Source organism: Streptomyces sp. NPDC030799 (assembly GCF_055572255.1).
This window is the reverse complement of record NZ_JBVIDS010000007.1, coordinates 254306-273689: the sequence shown is the minus strand read 5'-3', so window position 1 is coordinate 273689 and position 19384 is coordinate 254306. Positions and strand designations below refer to the sequence as shown.

23 protein-coding genes and 4 tRNA genes are annotated in these 19384 nt (G+C 70.3%); 17 read left to right on the top strand and 10 right to left on the bottom strand.

Going from position 1 to position 19384, the window contains the following annotated elements; all coding sequences use genetic code 11:
- Positions 1-267 precede the first annotated feature (267 nt).
- From ACZ41I_RS19855 to ACZ41I_RS19845, 3 genes are read right to left on the bottom strand one after another with little or no spacing between them, the layout of a single operon-like run.
- The gene (locus ACZ41I_RS19855; RefSeq protein WP_468514678.1) at positions 268-1287 is read right to left on the bottom strand and encodes a hypothetical protein; all 1020 of its coding nucleotides are present in this window, start codon (positions 1285-1287) and stop codon (positions 268-270) included.
- On the bottom strand, positions 1284-3137 hold the full coding sequence (locus ACZ41I_RS19850; protein WP_468514677.1) for a metallophosphoesterase family protein: 1854 nt from the start codon (positions 3135-3137) through the stop codon (positions 1284-1286). The genes ACZ41I_RS19855 and ACZ41I_RS19850 overlap by 4 nt, the downstream gene beginning before the upstream one ends.
- Before the next feature lie 27 nt (positions 3138-3164).
- Positions 3165-4415, bottom strand: a complete 1251-nt coding sequence (locus ACZ41I_RS19845) for an APC family permease (RefSeq protein WP_468514676.1) — start codon at positions 4413-4415, stop codon at positions 3165-3167.
- A gap of 151 nt (positions 4416-4566) precedes the next feature.
- On the opposite strand from ACZ41I_RS19845, the gene ACZ41I_RS19840 reads away from it, so the two are divergent.
- Entirely contained in the window at positions 4567-4833 is a 267-nt protein-coding gene (locus ACZ41I_RS19840; protein WP_363214393.1) for a GlsB/YeaQ/YmgE family stress response membrane protein, read from the top strand.
- A 61-nt stretch (positions 4834-4894) separates the two neighbouring features.
- Here the strand turns inward: ACZ41I_RS19840 and ACZ41I_RS19835 are convergent, their stop codons facing one another.
- The gene (locus ACZ41I_RS19835) at positions 4895-5383 is read right to left on the bottom strand and encodes a YajQ family cyclic di-GMP-binding protein (protein WP_019756392.1); all 489 of its coding nucleotides are present in this window, start codon (positions 5381-5383) and stop codon (positions 4895-4897) included.
- Positions 5384-5609: 226 nt separating this feature from the next.
- Here ACZ41I_RS19835 and ACZ41I_RS19830 point away from each other — a divergent pair.
- A tRNA-Tyr gene (locus ACZ41I_RS19830) sits at positions 5610-5691 on the top strand.
- A 97-nt stretch (positions 5692-5788) separates the two neighbouring features.
- Here the strand turns inward: ACZ41I_RS19830 and ACZ41I_RS19825 are convergent.
- Positions 5789-6028 (bottom strand): hypothetical protein, encoded by a 240-nt coding sequence (locus ACZ41I_RS19825; protein ID WP_468514675.1) that lies wholly within the window; start codon positions 6026-6028, stop codon positions 5789-5791.
- Positions 6029-6326: 298 nt separating this feature from the next.
- Between ACZ41I_RS19825 and ACZ41I_RS19820 the strand changes: the two genes are divergently transcribed.
- Genes ACZ41I_RS19820 through ACZ41I_RS19810 form a run of 3 tightly spaced genes read left to right on the top strand, consistent with a single transcriptional unit; the run spans position 6327 to position 7203 of the window.
- A complete protein-coding gene (locus ACZ41I_RS19820) occupies positions 6327-6680 on the top strand; it encodes a DUF6233 domain-containing protein (protein ID WP_468514674.1) in 354 nt (117 codons plus the stop codon).
- A gap of 44 nt (positions 6681-6724) precedes the next feature.
- Entirely contained in the window at positions 6725-6949 is a 225-nt protein-coding gene (locus ACZ41I_RS19815; RefSeq protein WP_363214389.1) for a hypothetical protein, read from the top strand.
- A gap of 41 nt (positions 6950-6990) precedes the next feature.
- Positions 6991-7203, top strand: coding sequence for a hypothetical protein (locus ACZ41I_RS19810; RefSeq protein ID WP_363214388.1), 213 nt, complete (start codon positions 6991-6993; stop codon positions 7201-7203).
- Between the two features lie 105 nt (positions 7204-7308).
- Here the strand turns inward: ACZ41I_RS19810 and ACZ41I_RS19805 are convergent, their stop codons facing one another.
- The gene (locus ACZ41I_RS19805) at positions 7309-7965 is read right to left on the bottom strand and encodes an SDR family oxidoreductase (RefSeq protein WP_363214387.1); all 657 of its coding nucleotides are present in this window, start codon (positions 7963-7965) and stop codon (positions 7309-7311) included.
- A gap of 352 nt (positions 7966-8317) precedes the next feature.
- Entirely contained in the window at positions 8318-9583 is a 1266-nt protein-coding gene (locus tag ACZ41I_RS19800) for an amidohydrolase family protein (protein WP_468514673.1), read from the bottom strand.
- A gap of 360 nt (positions 9584-9943) precedes the next feature.
- Between ACZ41I_RS19800 and ACZ41I_RS19795 the strand changes: the two genes are divergently transcribed.
- The 6 genes from ACZ41I_RS19795 (at position 9944) to ACZ41I_RS19770 (ending at position 12652) form a co-directional block, all read left to right on the top strand.
- Positions 9944-10016 (top strand) — tRNA-Thr (locus tag ACZ41I_RS19795).
- 46 nt (positions 10017-10062) lie between these two features.
- A tRNA-Met gene (locus ACZ41I_RS19790) sits at positions 10063-10135 on the top strand.
- 90 nt (positions 10136-10225) lie between these two features.
- Complete coding sequence (gene rpmG / locus ACZ41I_RS19785) at positions 10226-10390, top strand: 50S ribosomal protein L33 (protein ID WP_003948671.1); 165 nt, start codon at positions 10226-10228, stop codon at positions 10388-10390.
- 137 nt (positions 10391-10527) lie between these two features.
- A complete protein-coding gene (locus tag ACZ41I_RS19780; protein ID WP_363214385.1) occupies positions 10528-10980 on the top strand; it encodes a MaoC family dehydratase N-terminal domain-containing protein in 453 nt (150 codons plus the stop codon).
- A gap of 7 nt (positions 10981-10987) precedes the next feature.
- A complete protein-coding gene (locus ACZ41I_RS19775) occupies positions 10988-11416 on the top strand; it encodes a MaoC family dehydratase (RefSeq protein WP_363214384.1) in 429 nt (142 codons plus the stop codon).
- Between the two features lie 180 nt (positions 11417-11596).
- Positions 11597-12652 (top strand): UDP-N-acetylmuramate dehydrogenase, encoded by a 1056-nt coding sequence (locus ACZ41I_RS19770; RefSeq protein ID WP_468514672.1) that lies wholly within the window; start codon positions 11597-11599, stop codon positions 12650-12652.
- Positions 12653-12659: 7 nt separating this feature from the next.
- Here ACZ41I_RS19770 and ACZ41I_RS19765 read toward each other — a convergent pair whose 3' ends face one another.
- On the bottom strand, positions 12660-13292 hold the full coding sequence (locus tag ACZ41I_RS19765) for an NAD(P)-dependent oxidoreductase (RefSeq protein WP_468514671.1): 633 nt from the start codon (positions 13290-13292) through the stop codon (positions 12660-12662).
- A 102-nt stretch (positions 13293-13394) separates the two neighbouring features.
- Here ACZ41I_RS19765 and ACZ41I_RS19760 point away from each other — a divergent pair, with 102 nt between their 5' ends.
- Positions 13395-14006: a TetR/AcrR family transcriptional regulator gene (locus ACZ41I_RS19760; RefSeq protein ID WP_399776696.1), complete on the top strand. Its 612-nt coding sequence runs from the start codon at positions 13395-13397 to the stop codon at positions 14004-14006.
- Between the two features lie 98 nt (positions 14007-14104).
- On the opposite strand, the gene ACZ41I_RS19755 is transcribed toward ACZ41I_RS19760, so the two are convergent.
- Both ACZ41I_RS19755 and ACZ41I_RS19750 read right to left on the bottom strand, forming a co-directional pair.
- Positions 14105-15145 (bottom strand): adenosine deaminase, encoded by a 1041-nt coding sequence (locus ACZ41I_RS19755; RefSeq protein ID WP_399776698.1) that lies wholly within the window; start codon positions 15143-15145, stop codon positions 14105-14107.
- Between the two features lie 122 nt (positions 15146-15267).
- The gene (locus ACZ41I_RS19750; RefSeq protein WP_399776701.1) at positions 15268-16494 is read right to left on the bottom strand and encodes a pyridoxal phosphate-dependent aminotransferase; all 1227 of its coding nucleotides are present in this window, start codon (positions 16492-16494) and stop codon (positions 15268-15270) included.
- Positions 16495-16756: 262 nt separating this feature from the next.
- Here ACZ41I_RS19750 and ACZ41I_RS19745 point away from each other — a divergent pair.
- The 5 genes from ACZ41I_RS19745 (at position 16757) to rplK (ending at position 19353) form a co-directional block, all read left to right on the top strand.
- Positions 16757-16829, top strand: a tRNA-Trp gene (locus tag ACZ41I_RS19745).
- Positions 16830-16936: 107 nt separating this feature from the next.
- The gene (gene secE, locus ACZ41I_RS19740) at positions 16937-17224 is read left to right on the top strand and encodes a preprotein translocase subunit SecE (RefSeq protein WP_360093898.1); all 288 of its coding nucleotides are present in this window, start codon (positions 16937-16939) and stop codon (positions 17222-17224) included.
- 80 nt (positions 17225-17304) lie between these two features.
- On the top strand, positions 17305-18159 hold the full coding sequence (gene nusG, locus ACZ41I_RS19735) for a transcription termination/antitermination protein NusG (RefSeq protein ID WP_399776704.1): 855 nt from the start codon (positions 17305-17307) through the stop codon (positions 18157-18159).
- A gap of 162 nt (positions 18160-18321) precedes the next feature.
- Positions 18322-18720 carry a hypothetical protein gene (locus ACZ41I_RS19730; protein ID WP_468514670.1) on the top strand — a complete coding sequence of 133 codons (399 nt, stop codon included), beginning with the start codon at positions 18322-18324 and terminating at the stop codon, positions 18718-18720.
- Positions 18721-18918: 198 nt separating this feature from the next.
- Complete coding sequence (gene rplK, locus ACZ41I_RS19725; protein ID WP_055493153.1) at positions 18919-19353, top strand: 50S ribosomal protein L11; 435 nt, start codon at positions 18919-18921, stop codon at positions 19351-19353.
- The last annotated feature ends 31 nt before the right edge of the window (positions 19354-19384 follow it).

Genomic DNA, 19384 nt, shown 5'->3' with positions numbered 1-19384 from the left:
ATCCCGTTCGGCACGGCGGCTGCGGTTGCCGTCGACCTGTGTTCCCATGGCTCGCCCGATCGTGCCGGGGTGTCGCTCAGCCGTCGTCGACCCTGGTCCGTCCGTCCTGAGGGCACGACCGGGCGCAGACCGGGCACAGACCCGCACGGTGCCGCCCGGCGACAGGGCCGCCCCTGCGCGGCGCTCCTCTCTCATCCGCGACGGGGGAACGAAATGTCGGTCTGGCCACCCAGGCAGCCGGGCCGACACCGGTGGTGCCGGGGAGCCTCAGCAGTAGCCGGTGTACAGGAAGCCACGCCGGGACGGTGGACCGAGATCCAGCGGGAGGTCGACGTGCTGCGGGAGAGCGGCGAAGGGTGCGTTGGGGACGATGAACTCCCGGCCGGTGTACCTCTCCCGTACCGACTGCCGAGCGGCAGGCTTGCACACGAACGGGTTGGCGTAGGTGTTGTAGCCGAGCCCGACGCCTGTGTTGAGGAAGCCGGCGTCCTGGCACTGGTACAGCACGCCCCGTAGGGCGGCGGCATCCCTGGGGCCGTGGTAGCGGGCCTGGAAGCCGGCGAAGCAGGTCACGGAGTCACCGCCGTCGTAGGGGGACGGGCCCGCGGCCGCCAGCGCACCGAGGAAGGAGCGGTTGCAGCCGATGGCCGCCGAAGGGGCCGCTCCCTGAAGCAACTTGGCACGTCGGCAGCCGGTCACCTCCTGGAACGCGCCTACGACGTCCTGGTTCCTGCGCAGCCGGGAATAGGCGACGACGAGGTCCTTCTGCGCCGACAGAGGGTAGGCCGGCGTCTCGCCGAACCGCTCGTCGAGGAGCCGGAACCACGTCTCGAAGCTCGGCACCAGCGCTTGGCGGCCGGGCGGGAGGGTGTAGACGGCGAGGTCCGTCGGGGTGGACCAGTTTTCCAGGCCGGGGTACCCGACGTACGACAGGATCCCGATGCCGACCTTCGGCGGGTGATCGCCGTACCGTCTGCGCAGTTTCAGGTACCGCTCAAGGTTGGTGTTGGAGCCGGCCCATGCGTACCAGAAGCCGCCGGGGTAAAGGCTGCTGTCGCCGCGGGCGTGGGTGGTGGCGAACAGGGACGGTGACACGCAACGGACCTGCCGCGCGTCCCACGCTGCCTTGTACTCGGCGGGCGTGGCGATACAGCCGGTCACGGGGGTCGCCGCGCGACTGCGGACGTGGGCGAACGCGCCGGGGGCGCCCGCCCCTACGAGGAGACAGGCCGCGAGGACGGCCAGCGCTCCCGCGTACCGTCCAAGGTGTCGGCGCCGGTGGCTCATCGGGCCTCCATGGGCTTGTCGGGCCGGTTGGTTCCCCGACCGGTTGCGGTGCCTGGAGAGCACTGGAACGACTTGTGGTCGAGGCTGGAACTCAGCCTGCAGAGGGGGCCGCGTACGAAGCCGTTGGTGTTGCGGAAGGCGAGGTCCCAGGTGTTGCCCGTGGAGCGGAGGTCCGCGTAGCCGAAGATGCCCGTGCCTCCCGCAGAGCTCACGGTCTCGGTGACCGACTGGTTGACGGGCTCCGGCGGGGTGCCGACCGGCTGATTGAGGACCAGGCCGTCGTCCGGGCCGGTGTCCAGCGGTCCGCCAGACGAACCCACGGTCACCTGCGGCGGACGAACCGTGTCGAAATCGAGCATCTGGTAGAGGTGGATGTGCCCCGACAGCACCAGCCGCACGTTACTCGCCAGCCTGTGCAGGCTGGTACCGGCGACCGCATCGCTGAGGACCTTGGTCACCCATGTCACCTTGCCGGTGGTCTCGCCGGTTGATTTCACCATCCACAGCGGCTTGTGCGTGAAGAGGAAGTAGTCGTCCCCTGGACGCCGTTGCGCGTCTTCGTTCACCTGATTGAGCTGCTCGGTGAAGAAGGCCTCTTCCTCCGTGCTGCCCATGTCTTCGGGGTCGGCGTACGAAGAGTCCAGGGAGACGAGGTTCAGGGTGCCGGCGCGGATCACCGCCACGGGGCTGTGCCGGTCGCACGATCCGTCGGCACGGAGATCGTCGGCGAGGTAGCGGAACCACGCGCCGCCCGCACCGCCATGGAAGGTCGTGTTGCAGTCCTCGTGATTGCCCCGGGTCAACGCGACCGGGGCCGTGGCCAGCAGCATTTCCGCGGGTCTGAAGAAGTCGGCGACGACACAAGCCCAGCTGGCCGCCTCGACGTACGTTGTGCAGCCGGGATTCCGTAGCTTGTCGTCCTCCTTGTCGGGGTCTTCCCGGTAGAGGTAGTCACCGACATGGATCACGAGATCCGGCCGCGTCACGGTGGCGACACTATTGGCGATCAGCTCGAAGGGCCATTCGGTCCGGCACTTCTGGACAGTGCCTTTCACCGGGACCTGGCAGCCGGTGTCACCGATGACGGCGATCCTGTCGGGGCGTGTCTTCGAGGTCCAGTCGGGCAAGGGGAGTCGGTGGCTGCCCGGATGCAGTACGGCCGCGGAGACATTTTCGAGCCGCGCATCGGTCGCCGTGAGGGGCACGCCCAGCTCGCAGACCGTGGTCGGGAACTGTGCCCCCAGGGGTGTACTCACCAAGACCATCGTGACCGTGTGTGTGGCCGCCCCCTCGGTGTAACGCACCGAGGGACACCGCTGGCTCGTGTCGGTGGACACGTAACGAATCTGCGTACCGCGGCTGGTGAGCTGAGTCCATGCCCAGGCCTCGCCGTTGGCCCCGGGAGGAGGCGTCGGGCAGGGCCGGTTGGTCGCCGGCCGGCCGGAGCACAACGGCTGTGTGCTCGCCTCCACGGACGCCGGGAACGCCGTGGACATCGCGGCGAAGAGGACCGCGCCCGCGACCAGCGCGACGCGCCGCCCGACACGGCTCGCGAATCCGTACGGCTTGGCGTTGCGGTACGCCGGAATCACCCTGGCCACCTGCCCATCTGTTGGTCGGAAGTTGCCGCAACGACTGCTTTCCAGACGGATATCAGAAAATGCCGCGAAAACACCGAAAGCGCCCGGACAGCTTGGCGCAATTCGCCGGATTCTGCCCCTTTGCGTGTCAACAAGTGCAGCCCAAGGGCCAGGGGGTAAAGGTGGCGATCCGCAGCGAGGCGATGCCGCGGGCGACGGTCGCAGGCGGCTTCCAGCAGCCAGTATCCGGCTCTCACGCAGGGGGCCCACGGCCCTGGTGGGACGTCACCCGCCGTATCACCCGCCGCGCCGGCGCACCCATCGCCGTACGCCGAAGGCCAGCACGCCCACCGCGAGTACGCCCGCCCCCACGGCCACCGATACGGCGGGCAGTGCGAACGCCAGCGTCGCGCAGCCCAGCAGGCCCACCGCGGGCACGGCACGGGCCTTCGCAGCGGGGGTCAGCGTCCAGGCGGACGCGTTGGCGACGGCGTAGTAGGCGAGCACTCCGAAGGAGGAGAAACCGATCGCGCCGCGCACATCCACCGTCGCGGCCAGCACGGCGACCACCGCGCCCACGGCCAGTTCCGCACGGTGCGGCACCCGGAAACGCGGGTGCACGGCCGCCAGCGCCCCCGGCAGATGCCCGTCCCGGGCCATGGCGAGCGTCGTACGGGACACGCCCAGGATCAGCGCGAGCAGTGAGCCGAGCGCCGCCACCGCCGCCCCCGCCCGCACCACGGGCACGAGCCCCGGCACGCCGGCCGCCCGCACCGCGTCGGCCAGCGGTGCCGCCGCGTGCCCGAGCCGGGCCTCGCCGAGGACAACGAGCACCGCGACGGCCACGCACGCGTACACCACAAGCGCGATTCCCAGGGCCAGCGGGATCGCGCGCGGGATGGTGCGCGCCGGGTCCCGTACCTCCTCCCCGAGGGTCGCGATGCGGGCGTACCCGGCGAAGGCGAAGAACAGCAGCCCCGCCGCCTGGAGCACCCCGCCGGCGCCGGGCGGCAGCCCTGCGTCCAGCCCCCCGGTACCGGCCCGCCCGGAGGCCAGGCACACGAACACCACAGCCGTGAGAACGGCCAGTACCACCGCCACGATCACGCGCGTCAACCACGCCGACTTCTGGATCCCGCCGTAGTTCACGGCCGTCAGGACCACCACGGCAGCGACCGCCACCGCATGTGCCTGCCCCGGCCACACGTACGCGCCCACGGTGAGCGCCATGGCCGCACAGGACGCCGTCTTGCCGACCACGAACGCCCAGCCCGCGAGGTATCCCCAGAAGGGGCCCAGCCGTTCCCGTCCGTAGACGTACGTGCCGCCGGAGGCCGGGTAGCGGGCGGCGAGACGGGCCGAGGACATGGCGTTGCAGTAGGCCACCACGGCGGCGAGCGCCAGGCCGGGCAGCAGTCCCGACCGGGCCGCGCCCGCGGCGGGCCCCAGGGCGGAGAAGACGCCGGCTCCGATCATCGAGCCGAGCCCGACGACCACGGCGTCCCGCACGCCGAGGGTGCGTCGCAGCCCGACGCCGGAAGGAGTCATGCGCCGCACCCTACTGAGCACGGCAACCGCGGGATGGACCTGTGACGTCCTTTTCATCGACACGGCACGAACACGCGCGCGGACAGCGGTCCGCACCGGACTCTGAGCAGCCGGACAGTGCGGACACAGCGCGGAAGGGCAGGTTCACGGCATGGGCATCATTGCTTGGATCATCCTGGGACTGCTGGCCGGAGCCATCGCCAAGATCCTCCTGCCGGGCCGCGACCCGGGCGGCTTCATCGGCACGACCCTCATCGGCATCGCGGGCGCGTTCATCGGCGGCTGGATCTCCGCCCGCTGGCTGCACCACCCGATCACCAAGAGCTTCTACGACGGCGCCACCTGGGCCGCTGCCATCGGCGGCTCGCTGGTGCTGCTGATCGTCTACCGCATCCTGTTCGGCAACTCCCGGGACTGAGCGCGGCATCGGCGGCACGGAAGGGTGGGCACCGCTCGGGGTGCCCACCTCTTACGGCTTCTTACCGGTAGTTCACGAACTGCAGCGCGAAGTCGAAGTCCTTGCCCTTCAGCAGCGCGATCACGGCCTGCAGATCGTCCCGGCTCTTGGAGGAGACGCGCAGCTCGTCGCCCTGGACCTGGGCCTTCACGCCCTTGGGGCCCTCGTCGCGGATGATCTTCGCCACCTTCTTCGCGTTCTCCTGGGAGATGCCCTCCTCGATGGACGCGAAGATCTTGTACTCCTTGCCGGACAGCTGGGGCTCGCCCGCGTCCAGCGCCTTCAGCGAGATGCCGCGCTTGATCAGCTTGGACTGGAAGACGTCGAGGACAGCCTTCACCCGGTCCTCGGAGTTCGCCTCCATGAGGATCTTGTCACCGGACCACGAGATCGAGGCGCCCACGCCCTTGAAGTCGTAGCGCTGCGAGATCTCCTTGGCGGCCTGGTTGAGGGCGTTGTCGACCTCCTGCCGCTCGACCTTCGAGACGATGTCGAAACTGGAGTCGGCCATGTCCTGTGGCTCCTTGTATCGGGGTGCATATCGGGTGCGTGCCGGCGTGCGCGGCGGCGGCCGCCGGGCCCGGCGTGGCGCCGGGCCGCATCCGCACCAGCCTAGCCACCCCACGGGCCAAGGGGTGGAGATCAACCGGGTGGCGAAGCACCCCCATGTATCGGGTATTGTTTACGTCGTCGCCAGGGAGCGCCGCCGAAAAGCGGTTCGATCTGGTGGTCAACCCGGCGGTGTGCCCGAGCGGCCAAAGGGAGCAGACTGTAAATCTGCCGGCTCAGCCTTCCCAGGTTCGAATCCTGGCGCCGCCACACGGGAACGAGAGCCCCGTGATCTGTGAGAGCAGATCACGGGGCTCTTGTCGTTTCCGTGTCGGTCGTTTCCGTGGTGGTGCTGCCCGGTCGGCGGCTAGTTGATGTCCCTTTTCAGGTTTTCGATCACGAAGCCGGTCTCCTGGCTGTCGTAGATCGTCTCGGGGTGGAGGAGCGGCCCCAGCAGAGGTACCGGGCCCGGGAGGGCGGAGACCGGCATGCGCGTGGTGCTGACCAGGTCGAGTGCGTCGGAGCCATTGGCCGCGTGTGCCGGCGCGGCGGCCATCAGCAGGGCGCCGGTCGCGGCGGCGGCGAGGATGCGGGGGGTGGTTTTCATGACCTGTGCAACGACCGGATCGCTCCGGTGTCACCGGACAGTGTCAGCGTCAGCATTTTGATCACCGAAGCGCTGCGCCGGAATCGCTGTTTCCTGCTTCGGGCGTAGTCGTTGCCTTCGCGAATCTTGTCCAGTAGGAGGGCAGCTGTCTCCCTCGGGCTGAGACCCACACCGGGTCCATTGTTCGACTGCACTCCGCCCCCAAAGGTCCGTCACTCATTTTGCGGCAAGGTGCGATGGCGCAGGGCAGTCGCATCCGTTGGTCGCGGTTTCCGGACTCTTCACTAGAATCGAACGCGTGAACGATGACCGTCCGCTGACGCGTCTCGACATGCTGCGTTTCGCCCGCCGCGTCGTCGAACATCAGGCTGCGAGGCAGCTTGCCCTCATGGACCGGTGGATCGCGGACGAAGAACGCCGGGAGGCCGAACGGCAGCGCCGCCCCACGCCCCGGCAGGCCGCGCCGGAGTGGCTGATCGAGCGCGGTCTGAACGGCCGCAGCGCGGTGTACGTCCACGTCGGTGGCTGTGCCGGCGCCGGCGGGCGGGCCAAGGGAGTCGGCCGGGACCAGGCGGTACGGGCGCTCGCCGAAGGAGGTGTCCCCGCATGTCCGCTGTGCCGCCCCGACACCGTGCTGGGCATTCTGGAATGACCGGTCCGGGTGCGGGCCCGGATGGTCCGGACGATGCTGGAGTCATGGCCGGGAAGCGACCCATCATCGTGCATCTGCCGTCCCCGACCGGCGGTCGCCGGGTCCGGGTGGACGGCGAGATCCTCGGCCTGGCGCACAGCGTGCGGGACCTGGTGGAGTTCCTGCGCCGGGCAGGGCTGGAGATGGAGCCGGAGCAGGTGGCCGACTCGCCGCTGATCGACTGGCGCGGGGTGGGCCCCGACCGCTGGGAGGCCGAGACCCGCACCTGACGCCGGTGTCGCCTCCGCGTTCCGGTGGGCACACTGGCGGCATGTCCTCCCCACGCAGAACCTGTCCCGTGTGCCGCCGCGAGATCGCCGTCGTCGCCGGCCGCTTCGCGCGGCACGACCCGCCCGGGGCACGGCAGAGCGGGGAGCTGGTCTCCTGCGCCGGATCGCGGCGGCAGGCGCAACCGGGGGCGCTCCAGCCGACGTTGGACGGGTACGCCGTACCGGACTTTCCCGGGCAGCTGCCTCTGTTCTGAGAGCGGACACCAATGGATGGGTGGTTTGCGGGTTCTGACGGGGTGACGGGGGAGTGCGGAGGGCCTTGCAGCGGGCGGTGACCGTTCAACGGCCCGTGGCCGGCCTCAGTTCCCCGCCACCGACTTCACCGCGACCGACACCGGCGTCGATCCGCTGATCAGCTCCAGCGTCAGGCCGGTTGTCGCCGGGGTGTCCACCAACTCCGCGAGGACGGCCGCCACGTCGTCCCGCGGGATCGCGCCGCGCCCGGTGTGCGCCTCCAGCCGGACCTGACCGGTGCCCGCGTCGTCCGTCAGCGAACCGGGGCGCAGGATCGTCCAGTCCAGGGCCTCCTGGCGGGTGACGTACGCGTCCGCCTCGCCCTTGGCGCGCAGGTACGCGTCGAAGACGTCGTCGCCCTGGTGGGCGGGATCCGCACCCATCGAGGACACCACCAGGAAGCGGCGCACGCCCGCGCGTACGGCCGCGTCTGCGAACAGCACCGCCGCGCCCCTGTCCACCGTCTGCTTCCGTTCCGTGCCGCTGCCCGGGCCCGCGCCCGCCGCGAAGACCGCCGCGTCGGCGCCCTGCAGATGCGCCGCTACCTCCTCGACCGAGACGGACTCCAGGTCGAGCAGGACCGGTTCGGCACCGGCCGCCCTCAGGTCGTCGCCCTGCTCCGCCTTGCGGATGATGCCCGCGACCTCGTCCCCGCGCGCGGAGAGCAGGCGCTCCAACCGCAGCGCAATCTGACCATGACCACCAGCGATGACAATGCGCATGACTCCGACCGTACGCCGGAAGGGGCGCATCTGCCGCGCAAGTCGGACCGGCACGGCCGCAGCGCGCCGGGCTCACGCGCACCAGCACGCGCCCAGCGCGCACAGGTACGCACTCGGCGCATGCTCAAGATCGAGCGCTCGGCGTGTGGTCGTAGGTGCACGCTCGGCGTGCAGACGCGTACGTGCGCCCGGCACGCAATCCACGCTTATGCGCCCGGCGCACGCCGCTTGATCGCACTCTCGGCGTGCGGTGATCCGCCATGCGCCCGGCGTGCACACCGAACCGCGCGCCCGCGCCAGGCAGCCGGCGCACCCGGCGCGCGTCCTCCGGCCCGCACGCCCCCGCCCGGCCTCAGGACAGCTCACCCCGCCCCTGCCGCGGCAGCCCGAGTTCTGCCGCGACCGCCGAGTTGCAGTACTCGCGCACCGCGCTCGTGCGCGCCACCACCCGGCCCCGGTGCACCACGATCCGGCTGTAGGCCAGGGACAGGGCACCGGCCAGACGGTCGCCGCGCACGGCCAGGAGCTCGGCGGGGAAACCGGCCTCCACGCGTACCTCCGCCATTCCCAGCACCGCGCGCGCCGAGGTGCTCACGGCGTCGTAGGCGTCCTGCGGGCGCAAGCCGTGGGCGGACGCGAGGAGGTAGGCCGCCTCCAGGGGGTCACCGCGGCCGACCGGGTTCGAGAGGTCGCGCAGGGCGCCGCTGCCGGCTGCCACCCGCACCCCGGCCGCGCGCAGCAGCCGTACTGGAGCGGCGCCCCGACGGTCGGCACCGCAGCAGCCGCCCTGGGGCAGGCACACGACCGTCACCCCGGCCGCCGCGAGCTGGTCGGCGGCGCGTGATGCGGCCTCGGCGGGCAGGCGCGTGAGGCCGGCGCACGGCCCGATCGTCACGCCGGGGCGCAAGCCCCCCGCCATGGCGGCGAGCCGGGACAGCCGGGCCGGATCGGAGGCGTCCGTGTGCAGGTCCACCGGGCAGCCGTGCTCGGAGGCCACCTCCAGGACCGTCTCCACGTAGCCCGTGGGATCGGGGTCCAGGTCCGGGCAGCCGCCCACCACGGAGGCGCCCATCTTGACCGCGTCACGCAGTATCGCCAGACCGTCGGCGCCGGCCACCCCGGTCAGCAGCCGTGGCATCGCCACCGCTGTCAGCTCCGCGAGCCCGTGCAGCGAGCGCCGCGCCTGCAGGACGGCACCCAGTGCGCCGAGGCCCTGGACGTCGCCCACGCGCACGTGCGCGCGTGCCGCCGTCGCCCCGTGCCCGAGCTGCAGCAAAGCCGCCTCCGTCGCCCGGCGCTGGACGTCCTCGGGGGCGTACGACACCGGTCCGGGGCGCTCGGCGGACAGCGCGGTGTCGCTGTGCGCGTGCGGTTCGGCCGGAGCCGGGAGGAGCAGGTATCCGTTCAGGTCCACGCGCGTGGCGCCCGACCGGGCCGGACCCGGCGCCAGACTGCCGGCCGTGCCCACCGCCTCGATGCGTCCGCCGCCCAGCCGTACGTCCACGGTCCGGCCGTCGGTGAGCCGCGCCCCGCACAGCAGCAGGGCGGCCGCGTCGGACTGGCCGGAGGATCCCGAGGAGTTCGACGGTGGGTGGGGCTGCGGCTGGCTGTCTGGCATCGCGCTCCAGGATCGGGGCCGGGGCTCGGGCGGTCCGCGTGAGAGTCGGGGCTCGCGCACCCCAAGATCACGCAGAGTGAGTCGAGCCTAGGGTGGTGAGCCGCGCTGGGCGCGCAGGAGCGCAATAGTCGTACCGGTGTGGTCCGCCCTTGGCGGTACACGTGTCGCCCACACGCGTGGCACCGCCCCGTCACTTCCGGCGAAGCCCACGCGCGCGTGCCCCCCCCCGCCGCACGTCGCCCCGAGCCGGCACCCGCGCGGTGCATGAGGCCGCTGCGAGGGCGGAGATGGGGGTGGTCATGGGCGGCCGGATACGGATTTGGGTGAACGGCGGCGGACCGTGTAATGTCTTCATCGCTCGCCCCAATAGCTCAGTCGGCAGAGCGTCTCCATGGTAAGGAGAAGGTCAACGGTTCGATTCCGTTTTGGGGCTCTGGTGTGAGAGGTTCCCGTCGAAAGGCGGGGCCCGATCGCATCTCAGCGGTGTAGCTCAGTCGGTAGAGCAAGCGGCTCATAATCGCTGTGTCACCGGTTCAAGTCCGGTCACCGCTACTGACAGTAGCCGATTGCGGGGTCGGTCCTTCGATCGGCTACTCTTTCTTGCGTTGAATCAGTCCACCCGTTCGTCTTAGGAGCACTCACGTGGCTGCCACCGACGTCCGCCCGAAGATCACGCTGGCCTGCGTGGAGTGCAAGGAGCGGAACTACATCACCAAGAAGAACCGGCGTAACAACCCGGACCGTCTTGAGATGAAGAAGCACTGCCCGCGTTGCAACGCGCACACCGCGCACCGCGAGACGCGATAAACAGGCTCGTACGCGAGGCCGTCCCCTTCCGAGGGGGCGGCCTCGCGTCGTTTCAGTCGGACCGCCGGCCCAACGGCTCACGGCTGGTTTCCGGCTAATTTGGGGCCATCACAGCAGACATCAGGAGGTGCCGGGCCATGGCGCTCGACCAGTCCTTCGTAGGACGGACCTACCCGCCCACCGCGCCCTATGAGGTGGGCCGGGAGAAGATCCGCGAGTTCGCCGAGGCGGTGGGCGAGACCAATCCGGTGTACACGGACCCGGAGGCCGCCAAGGCGTACGGACACCCCGATGTGATCGCCCCGCCGACCTTCGTGTTCTCCATCACCTTCCGGGCCGCCGGGCAGGTCATCGAGGACCCGCAGCTCGGCCTCGACTACAGCCGCGTGGTGCACGGCGACCAGAAGTTCGCCTACCGCCGCCCGGTCCGGGCCGGGGACCGGCTTTCGGTCACCTCCACCATCGAGGGAATCAAGTCCCTCGCGGGCAACGACATCCTGGACATCCGGGGTGAGGTGCACGACGAGGCGGGCGAGCACGTCGTGACCGCCTGGACCAAGCTCGTGGCCCGCGCGGCCGAGGAGGCGTGAGGACCTGATGACGGCGAAGATCACCTACGAGGACGTCGAGGTCGGCACCGAGCTGCCGGCGCAGACCTTCCCCGTGACCCGTGCCACACTCGTGCGCTACGCGGGCGCCTCCGGGGACTTCAACCCGATCCACTGGAACGAGAAGTTCGCCAAGGAGGTCGGCCTGCCGGACGTCATCGCGCACGGCATGTTCACCATGGCCGAGGCGATCCGCGTGGTCACGGACTGGACCGGGGACCCCGGGGCGGTCGTGGAGTACGGCGTCCGCTTCACCAAGCCCGTCGTCGTGCCGAACGACGACCAGGGCGCCCTGATCGAGGTCAGTGGCAAGGTCGCGGCCAAGCTGGACGACAACACCGTGCGTGTGGACCTGACGGCGACCAGCGGCGGCCAGAAGGTGCTGGGTATGTCCCGGGCGGTCGTACGTCTGGCCTGACGGTCCGCCGGCGGGGCGGCAAAGGCCAAGGGCCGGCTGCAGTCGCACAAGGAAGCAGCAATGCCGTAAGGGGCGCCCTCCATGGCGGGCGCCCCTTACGCACATCCGGAACGCAGGTCCTCGCGGGGCGGCGGACCGTGCCCGTCCAGCCAGGCGGGGCCGTCTCGTAGTCTTGGGCCCGTGCAGGTACTCCACGATGCCCCTCTTGCCCCGCTGACCACCTTCCGGCTGGGCGGTCCCGCGACGCGGCTGGTCACTGCGGTGACCGACGCCGAGGTGATCGCCGCCGTCCGTGAGGCCGACGACAGCGGGACGCCGCTGCTGGTCATCGGCGGCGGATCGAACCTGGTCATCGGTGACAAGGGCTTCGACGGCACCGCCCTGCGGATCGCCACGCGCGGTGCCGAACTGCGCGGCACGACGCTGGAACTGGCGGCCGGCGAGGTGTGGACGGACGCCGTGGCCCGCACGGTCGAGGCCGGGCTCGCCGGTATCGAGTGCCTGGCCGGCATCCCCGGATCCGCCGGCGCCACGCCGATCCAGAACGTGGGCGCCTACGGCCAGGAAGTCGCCTCCACCATCACCGAGGTCCTCGCCTACGACCGGCGCGCCGGCGAGACGGTCACGCTGACGAACGAGGAGTGCGCCTTCTCGTACCGCCACAGCCGCTTCAAGGCCGACCCCGAGCGCTACGTGGTGCTGCGCGTCCGCTTCGAGCTGGAGGACGCTGCCGGGCTGTCCGCGCCCGTGAAGTACGCCGAGGCGGCGCGCGCGCTCGGCGTCGAGCCCGGTGACCGGGTGCCGCTGGCCGACGCCCGCGAGACCGTGCTGAAGCTGCGTACCGGGAAGGGCATGGTCCTCGATCCCGAGGACCACGACACCTGGTCCGCGGGGTCCTTCTTCACCAACCCGATCCTCACCGACGAGCAGTTCGCCGCATTCCACGCGCGCGTGCGCGAGCGGCTCGGGGACGGTGTCGAGCCGCCCGCCTACCCGGCGGGGCAGGGCCGTACGAAGACCTCCGCGGCCTGGCTGATCGACAAGGCGGGCTTCACCAAGGGCTACGGCACCGGCCCGGCCCGCATCTCCACCAAGCACACCCTCGCCCTCACCAACCGGGGCGAGGCCACCACCGAGGACCTGCTGGCGCTGGCCCGTGAGGTGGTCGCAGGGGTCCGTGAGGCCTTCGGGGTCACGCTCGTCAACGAACCGGTGACCGTCGGCGTCAGCCTGTAAGGGGCGCTCAGTACGCCACCCCCACCCCCTGCTTCACCGTTCCGCCGTCGTCGATCATCGCCAGCATCGCGTGCGCGACGTCCGCGCGTGCGATGAAGCGGCCCTTGCGCGGGAAGCCGCCGACGAGGGTGCGGTAGCGGCCGGTGAGCGGCTTGTTCTGCAGGCGGGGCGGTCGTACGGACGTCCAGTCCGTGCCGCTGCGGGCCAGTTCGCCCTCCATCTCGCGCAGGTCGGCGTAGATGTCCTTGAGGATCGCCGACACCAGGCCCCGCGCGGCGCGGTCCAGCGGGCCGTCGTTCGCGGCGGCGGGGCCGACTGGGGCGGCGCTGACCACGAGCAGCCGCCGTACGTCCTCCGCCTCCATGGCGCGCAGCACCGTACGGGTCAGCCGGGTGGTGACCCCGGCGTCCTTGCGGCTGCGGGGGCCCAGGCCGGAGAGGACGGCGTCACGGCCGCTGACGGCGGCACGCAGCTCCTCGGGGTCGGTCAGGTCGGCGCGGAACACCTCCAAGGCGTCGCCCCGGACGTCCAGCCGGGCCGGATCGCGGACCACTGCGGTCACCCGGTGGCCCGCGCCGAGCGCCTGGCGCACGATCTCCCGGCCGATGCCGCCGGTGGCGCCGAAAACGGTGAGGTTCATGAGTGTCCCCGTACTCGGGTTAGGTGGGTGAGTATTCACTCACCCCTGTTCGCTCTAGAGTGAGTAAGTACTCACCCACTCGTCAAGCCCGATTGGACCCCCATGGAGCCGAAGCCGGCGCGTGTCCGCATCCTCGACGCAGCTCACGAGCTCATGCTCACCGTCGGACTCGCCCGCGCCACCACCAAGGAGATCGCCCGCGCGGCCGGCTGCTCCGAAGCGGCCCTCTACAAGTACTTCGACAGCAAGGAAGAGCTGTTCGTCCGGGTGCTCACCGAGCGGCTTCCCCGGCTCACCCCGCTGCTGGACAGCCTCGCCGCCGAACCGGGACAGGGCACCCTGGAAGGCAACCTCACCGAGATCGCCCGCCGGGCCGCCCTCTTCTACGAACAGAGCTTCCCGATCGCCGGCTCGCTGTACGCCGAGACCCAGCTCAAGGAGCGCCACCACGAGGCGCTGCGCAAGCTCGGCTCCGGCCCGCACAAGCCCATCCAGGACCTGGACGCCTACCTCCGCGCCGAACAGGCCGCCGGCCGCGTCCGCCCCGACGCCGACACCTACGCGGCCGCCTCCCTGCTGCTGGGCGCCTGTGCGCAGCGCGCGTTCGCCTACGACGCGACGGAAACGGGGCAGCGGCCGCCGGTCGACGACTTCGCCGCGCGGCTCGCCAGGACGCTGCTGGGCGGAATCTCCGTTGCGCCGGCCACCGCCTGAGCTCGCCGCGCGTCTGGTGCCGGGCCACCACACGTACGGGCTGGGGCCCAGCCACTGGCACCGCAGGCACGGCCGGAGGACGAGCCCCGCAGCCCGCTTCAGACGGGCGGGCGGGCCAGCCAGTCGTCGACGCCGGCCAGCAGCCGCGCCTTGACGTCCTCGGGGGCGGCCGAGCCCCGCACCGACTGGCGCGCCAGTTCCGCGAGTTCGGCGTCCGAGAAGCCGTGGGCGTGGCGGGCGATCTCGTACTGGGCGGCCAGCCGGGAGCCGAACAGCAGCGGGTCGTCGGCGCCGAGCGCCATCGGGACACCGGCCTCGAAGAGCGTCCGCAGCGGCACGTCCTCGGGCTTCTCGTACACGCCGAGCGCCACGTTCGACGCCGGGCACACCTCACAGGTCACGCCCCGGTCGGCCAGCCGCTTCAGCAGCCGCGGGTCCTCCGCCGCGCGTACGCCGTGCCCGACCCGCGAGGCGTGCAGGTCGTCCAGGCAGTCGCGCACCGAGGCCGGGCCGGTCAGCTCGCCGCCGTGCGGGGCCGACAGCAGACCGCCCTCGCGCGCGATGTGGAAGGCCCGGTCGAAGTCCCGCGCCATGCCCCGCCGCTCGTCGTTGGAGAGTCCGAAACCGACCACGCCCCGCTCCGCGTACCGCACCGCGAGGCGGGCCAGCGTACGGGCGTCCAGCGGGTGCTTCATGCGGTTGGCGGCGACCAGGACCCGCATGCCGAGGCCGGTCTCCCGGGACGCCGTGTCCACCGCGTCGAGGATGATCTCCAGGGCCGGGATCAGCCCGCCCAGCCGGGGCGCGTACGACGTCGGGTCCACCTGGATCTCCAGCCAGCCCGAGCCGTCCCTCAGGTCCTCCTCGGCCGCCTCGCGGACCAGGCGCTGGATGTCCTCCGGCTCGCGCAGGCAGGAGCGCGCCGCGTCGTACAGCCGCTGGAAACGGAACCAGCCCCGCTCGTCGGTGGCCCGCAGCTTCGGCGGTTCGCCGCTGGTCAGGGCTTCGGTCAGGGCCTCGGGCAGTCGAACGCCGTACTTGTCGGCCAGTTCCAGAACGGTTCCCGGCCGCATCGAACCGGTGAAGTGCAGGTGCAGATGGGCCTTCGGCAGCTCAGAGAGGTCACGTACACGCTCCATCCCAGGATCCTGCCGTACGCACCTGTCACACCGGTAGCCGTTTCCCCGTACGTGGTCTTGCTCGCACAAACGAACAGGAGCACCTCCCGACATCGGGAGGTGCTCCTGTCCAAAAATGGACCTCAGTCCCTGGCCTCCGCCAGCAGCTTCTGCATCCGGCTCACGCCCTCGACGAGGTCCTCGTCACCGAGCGCGTACGACAGCCGCAGGTAGCCGGGCGTGCCGAAGGCCTCGCCCGGGACGACTGCGACCTCGGCCTCCTCCAGGATCAGCGCGGCGAGCTCGACGGTGTCCTGCGGGCGCTTGCCGCGGATCTCCTTGCCGAGCAGCGCCTTGACCGACGGGTAGGCGTAGAAGGCGCCCTCGGGCTCCGGGCAGACCACGCCGTCGATCTCGTTGAGCATCCGCACGATGGTCTTGCGGCGCCGGTCGAAGGCCTCGCGCATCGTCGCCACGGCGTCCAGGCCGCCGGAGACGGCGGCCAGGGCGGCCACCTGGGCCACGTTGGAGACGTTCGAGGTGGCGTGCGACTGCAGGTTCGTCGCGGCCTTGACGACGTCCTTCGGGCCGATGACCCAGCCCACGCGCCAGCCGGTCATGGCGTACGTCTTCGCCACACCGTTGACCACGATGCACTTGTCGCGCAGCTCGGGCAGCAGCGCCGGCAGGGACACCGCGGCGGCGTCGCCGTAGACCAGGTGCTCGTAGATCTCGTCGGTGAGCACCCACAGGCCGTGCTCGACGGCCCAGCGGCCGATCGCCTCGGTCTCGGCCTCGGAGTACACCGCGCCGGTCGGGTTGGACGGGGAGACGAAGAGGACGACCTTCGTCTTCTCGGTGCGCGCCGCCTCCAGCTGCTCCACGCTCACCCGGTAGCCGGTGGTCTCGTCGGCCACGACCTCCACCGGGACACCGCCCGCGAGGCGGATCGACTCGGGGTATGTCGTCCAGTACGGCGCCGGGACGATGACCTCGTCGCCCGGGTCGAGGATCGCGGCGAACGCCTCGTAGATGGCCTGCTTGCCGCCGTTGGTGACGAGGATCTGCGAGACGTCGGGCTCCCAGCCGGAGTCGCGCAGCGTCTTCGCGGCGATCGCGGACTTCAGCTCGGGCAGGCCGCCGGCCGGGGTGTAGCGGTGGTACTTGGGGTTCTTGCAGGCCTCGACGGCCGCCTCGACGATGTAGTCCGGGGTCGGGAAGTCGGGCTCACCGGCGCCGAAGCCGATCACCGGACGCCCGGCGGCCTTCAGGGCCTTGGCCTTGGCGTCCACGGCGAGGGTGGCGGACTCGGAGATCGCGCCGACTCGGGCGGAGACCCGGCGCTCGGTGGGTGGGGTTGCAGCGCTCATGGAGCCCATCGTTCCAGACCGGAAATCCCCCCGGCATGCGGGTTTCACAGACTGAACAACTAAGGGTCGAGGCGTGAACACGGGTCCGAATCCGGTCCCCGGTCAGGAGGATCTCTGGTCAAGTGGCTCCGGACGGGCACTTTCTGTTCGACGCCGGGCCGCGGACCACGTACACTCTCACCTCGTTGGCCTTCAGCAGCCGCCGCCGCAACCGGTGCACACCGCGCACCCGGCCGGATGCGGTACGTTGGGGGACACACAAAGGGTCGTAGCTCAATTGGTAGAGCACCGGTCTCCAAAACCGGCGGTTGGGGGTTCAAGTCCCTCCGGCCCTGCTACACACACCGCCAGGATGTGTGCGCATGTACGTACAGCAATGCACCGCCGTGCGGCTCAGAAACCGGGCGCGGCACGGCCACGACCCGGGACCAGGTGAGGACGAATGACGGACGCCGTGGGCTCCATCGACACGCCTGACGCCCAGGACGAGCTGCCGGAGTCCAAGAAGAAGGCCCGCAAGGGCGGCAAGCGCGCCAAGAAGGGCCCGCTGAAGCGCCTCGCCACCTTCTACCGCCAGATCATCGCGGAGCTCCGCAAGGTCGTCTGGCCGACGCGTAACCAGCTGACGTCGTACACCACCGTGGTGATCTTCTTTGTTGCCATCATGATCGCGCTGGTGACCGTGATTGACTATGGGCTCAACCACGCGGCCAAGTACGTCTTCGGCTGAGCCAGGAGCGAAGGGCGCCGTGGTACCGGCGCCCGTTTTCGCATGTTCCACCCCTATGTATCCAGGAAGAAGCAGCCACCGTGTCTGACCCGAACCTGAACGACGACGCCATCGAGTCGCGCGCGACCGCTGCCGAGATGGTGGACGACGAGCTCGACATCGTCGAGGGCGCGGACGAGCAGGACGAGTTCGAGGCTGCCGAGGCCGAGGCGGGGGAGCCGGCCGAAGAGGCTGCCCTGAACGTCGAGGACGAAGAGGACGAGGAAGCCGGCGAGGAGGCCGCCGCCGAGGCTGCCGAGGAGGAGCCGGCCGCGCCCGTCGACCCCGTCCAGGCCCTGCGCGAGGAACTGCGCACCCTCCCCGGCGAGTGGTACGTCATCCACACCTACGCCGGTTACGAGAACCGCGTGAAGACCAACCTGGAGCAGCGCGCCGTCTCGCTGAACGTCGAGGACTACATCTTCCAGGCCGAGGTGCCGCAGGAAGAGGTCGTCCAGATCAAGAACGGCGACCGCAAGACGATCAAGCAGAACAAGCTGCCGGGTTACGTCCTGGTCCGCATGGACCTGACCAACGAGTCCTGGGGCGTCGTCCGCAACACCCCGGGCGTCACCGGCTTCGTCGGCAACGCCTACGACCCGTACCCGCTGACCCTGGACGAGATCGTCAAGATGCTCGCCCCGGAGGCCGAGGAGAAGGCCGCCCGCGAGGCCGCCGAGGCCGAGGGCAAGCCCGCTCCGCAGCGCAAGGTCGAGGTCCAGGTGCTGGACTTCGAGGTCGGCGACTCGGTCACCGTCACCGACGGCCCGTTCGCCACGCTGCAGGCGACCATCAACGAGATCAACCCCGACTCGAAGAAGGTCAAGGGCCTGGTGGAGATCTTCGGCCGGGAGACGCCGGTCGAGCTGTCCTTCGACCAGATCCAGAAGAACTAGCTTCGCGATCGTCCGAAAGAGCCCCTGCCCAGCGGTTTCCCGTTGGGCAGGGGCTCTGTCGTGTCCAGGGGCCGCTCCCTCATCGAGCACCAGCCCGAAGCCGTTCCGCCGGCCGCGCGCTACGGTGTCCGCTCAACACGGAGGTCTGAGGGGCAGGGGCGGATGACAGCAGAAGGCGAGCGCATGGTGCGCGCGATGGGAGAGCTGTACGCGACGCTGGAGAACACGCACGACGCAGCGGGCGACGAGACGTTCGCGAAGAGCGCCGCGTGCAGCTGCTCGCCCAGCTGGCCGGGGCTGGAGACCACAGCCAATGGCTACGTGATCAGGGCGGTGCCTTCTTCGCACTACAGCATCATGACGAACCCGGAAGTGGGGACCTTCGTCGCGCGCTGTTCCGGCTGTCACGCCCGCTATCCCGAGCCCTGGGTCCTGGACGACAAGGAGCCCATGCCGTACGCCTGGGCACGTGAGTCTGCCGAGCGGCCGCGACGGCGCAGTCGCTGGGGCCGTCTCTGGGCCGTCCGACGCCGCTCGACGCCGACGGACAACGACCACTAGTCCGAAGACCTGATCCACAAGAACCAGTCCATTTCTGGACGTCGCCCTTCCGCGCAGGTCAGGCGGGCTGTCCTCAGCCGGTCTGACCTGCACGGTTTTTGGCCGCGCATCCATACCCGTTATCGTTGTGCGGTATGCCTGCGTCAGGATCGCGATCCTCGCGCGGGCATGGACCCGATTGAAAGGACCCGGAGAGCTATGCCTCCCAAGAAGAAGAAGGTCACGGGGCTCATCAAGCTCCAGATCCAGGCCGGTGCCGCCAACCCGGCTCCGCCGGTCGGCCCCGCGCTGGGTCAGCACGGTGTCAACATCATGGAGTTCTGCAAGGCCTACAACGCCGCGACCGAGTCGCAGCGCGGGTGGGTCATCCCGGTGGAGATCACGGTCTACGAGGACCGCTCCTTCACCTTCATCACCAAGACGCCGCCGGCCGCGAAGATGATCCTCAAGGCCGCGGGTGTCGAGAAGGGCTCCGGCGAGCCGCACAAGACCAAGGTCGCCAAGATCACCGAGGCGCAGGTCCGCGAGATCGCCCAGACCAAGATGCCCGACCTGAACGCGAACGACCTGGACGCCGCCGCGAAGATCATCGCCGGTACCGCGCGTTCCATGGGCGTCACGGTCGAGGGCTGACCTCAACCCACCCAGCAGTCATGCGGCCGTA

Excerpts from the sequence above, each read along its gene's own strand:
- ACZ41I_RS19775 (WP_363214384.1), top strand. The coding sequence starts at position 10,988 with ATGACGGCGAAGATCACCTACGAGGACGTCGAGGTCGGCACCGAGCTG.
- ACZ41I_RS19760 (WP_399776696.1), top strand. The coding sequence starts at position 13,395 with ATGGAGCCGAAGCCGGCGCGTGTCCGCATCCTCGACGCAGCTCACGAG.
- ACZ41I_RS19810 (WP_363214388.1), top strand. The coding sequence starts at position 6,991 with ATGTCCTCCCCACGCAGAACCTGTCCCGTGTGCCGCCGCGAGATCGCC.
- ACZ41I_RS19750 (WP_399776701.1), bottom strand. The coding sequence starts at position 16,494 with ATGAGCGCTGCAACCCCACCCACCGAGCGCCGGGTCTCCGCCCGAGTC.
- ACZ41I_RS19825 (WP_468514675.1), bottom strand. The coding sequence starts at position 6,028 with ATGAAAACCACCCCCCGCATCCTCGCCGCCGCCGCGACCGGCGCCCTG.
- rplK (WP_055493153.1), top strand. The coding sequence starts at position 18,919 with ATGCCTCCCAAGAAGAAGAAGGTCACGGGGCTCATCAAGCTCCAGATC.
- ACZ41I_RS19840 (WP_363214393.1), top strand. The coding sequence starts at position 4,567 with ATGGGCATCATTGCTTGGATCATCCTGGGACTGCTGGCCGGAGCCATC.
- ACZ41I_RS19780 (WP_363214385.1), top strand. The coding sequence starts at position 10,528 with ATGGCGCTCGACCAGTCCTTCGTAGGACGGACCTACCCGCCCACCGCG.
- ACZ41I_RS19855 (WP_468514678.1), bottom strand. The coding sequence starts at position 1,287 with ATGAGCCACCGGCGCCGACACCTTGGACGGTACGCGGGAGCGCTGGCC.
- ACZ41I_RS19765 (WP_468514671.1), bottom strand. The coding sequence starts at position 13,292 with ATGAACCTCACCGTTTTCGGCGCCACCGGCGGCATCGGCCGGGAGATC.
- secE (WP_360093898.1), top strand. The coding sequence starts at position 16,937 with ATGACGGACGCCGTGGGCTCCATCGACACGCCTGACGCCCAGGACGAG.
- ACZ41I_RS19815 (WP_363214389.1), top strand. The coding sequence starts at position 6,725 with ATGGCCGGGAAGCGACCCATCATCGTGCATCTGCCGTCCCCGACCGGC.
- ACZ41I_RS19730 (WP_468514670.1), top strand. The coding sequence starts at position 18,322 with ATGACAGCAGAAGGCGAGCGCATGGTGCGCGCGATGGGAGAGCTGTAC.
- ACZ41I_RS19845 (WP_468514676.1), bottom strand. The coding sequence starts at position 4,415 with ATGACTCCTTCCGGCGTCGGGCTGCGACGCACCCTCGGCGTGCGGGAC.
- ACZ41I_RS19835 (WP_019756392.1), bottom strand. The coding sequence starts at position 5,383 with ATGGCCGACTCCAGTTTCGACATCGTCTCGAAGGTCGAGCGGCAGGAG.
- ACZ41I_RS19800 (WP_468514673.1), bottom strand. The coding sequence starts at position 9,583 with ATGCCAGACAGCCAGCCGCAGCCCCACCCACCGTCGAACTCCTCGGGA.
- ACZ41I_RS19805 (WP_363214387.1), bottom strand. The coding sequence starts at position 7,965 with ATGCGCATTGTCATCGCTGGTGGTCATGGTCAGATTGCGCTGCGGTTG.
- ACZ41I_RS19755 (WP_399776698.1), bottom strand. The coding sequence starts at position 15,145 with ATGGAGCGTGTACGTGACCTCTCTGAGCTGCCGAAGGCCCATCTGCAC.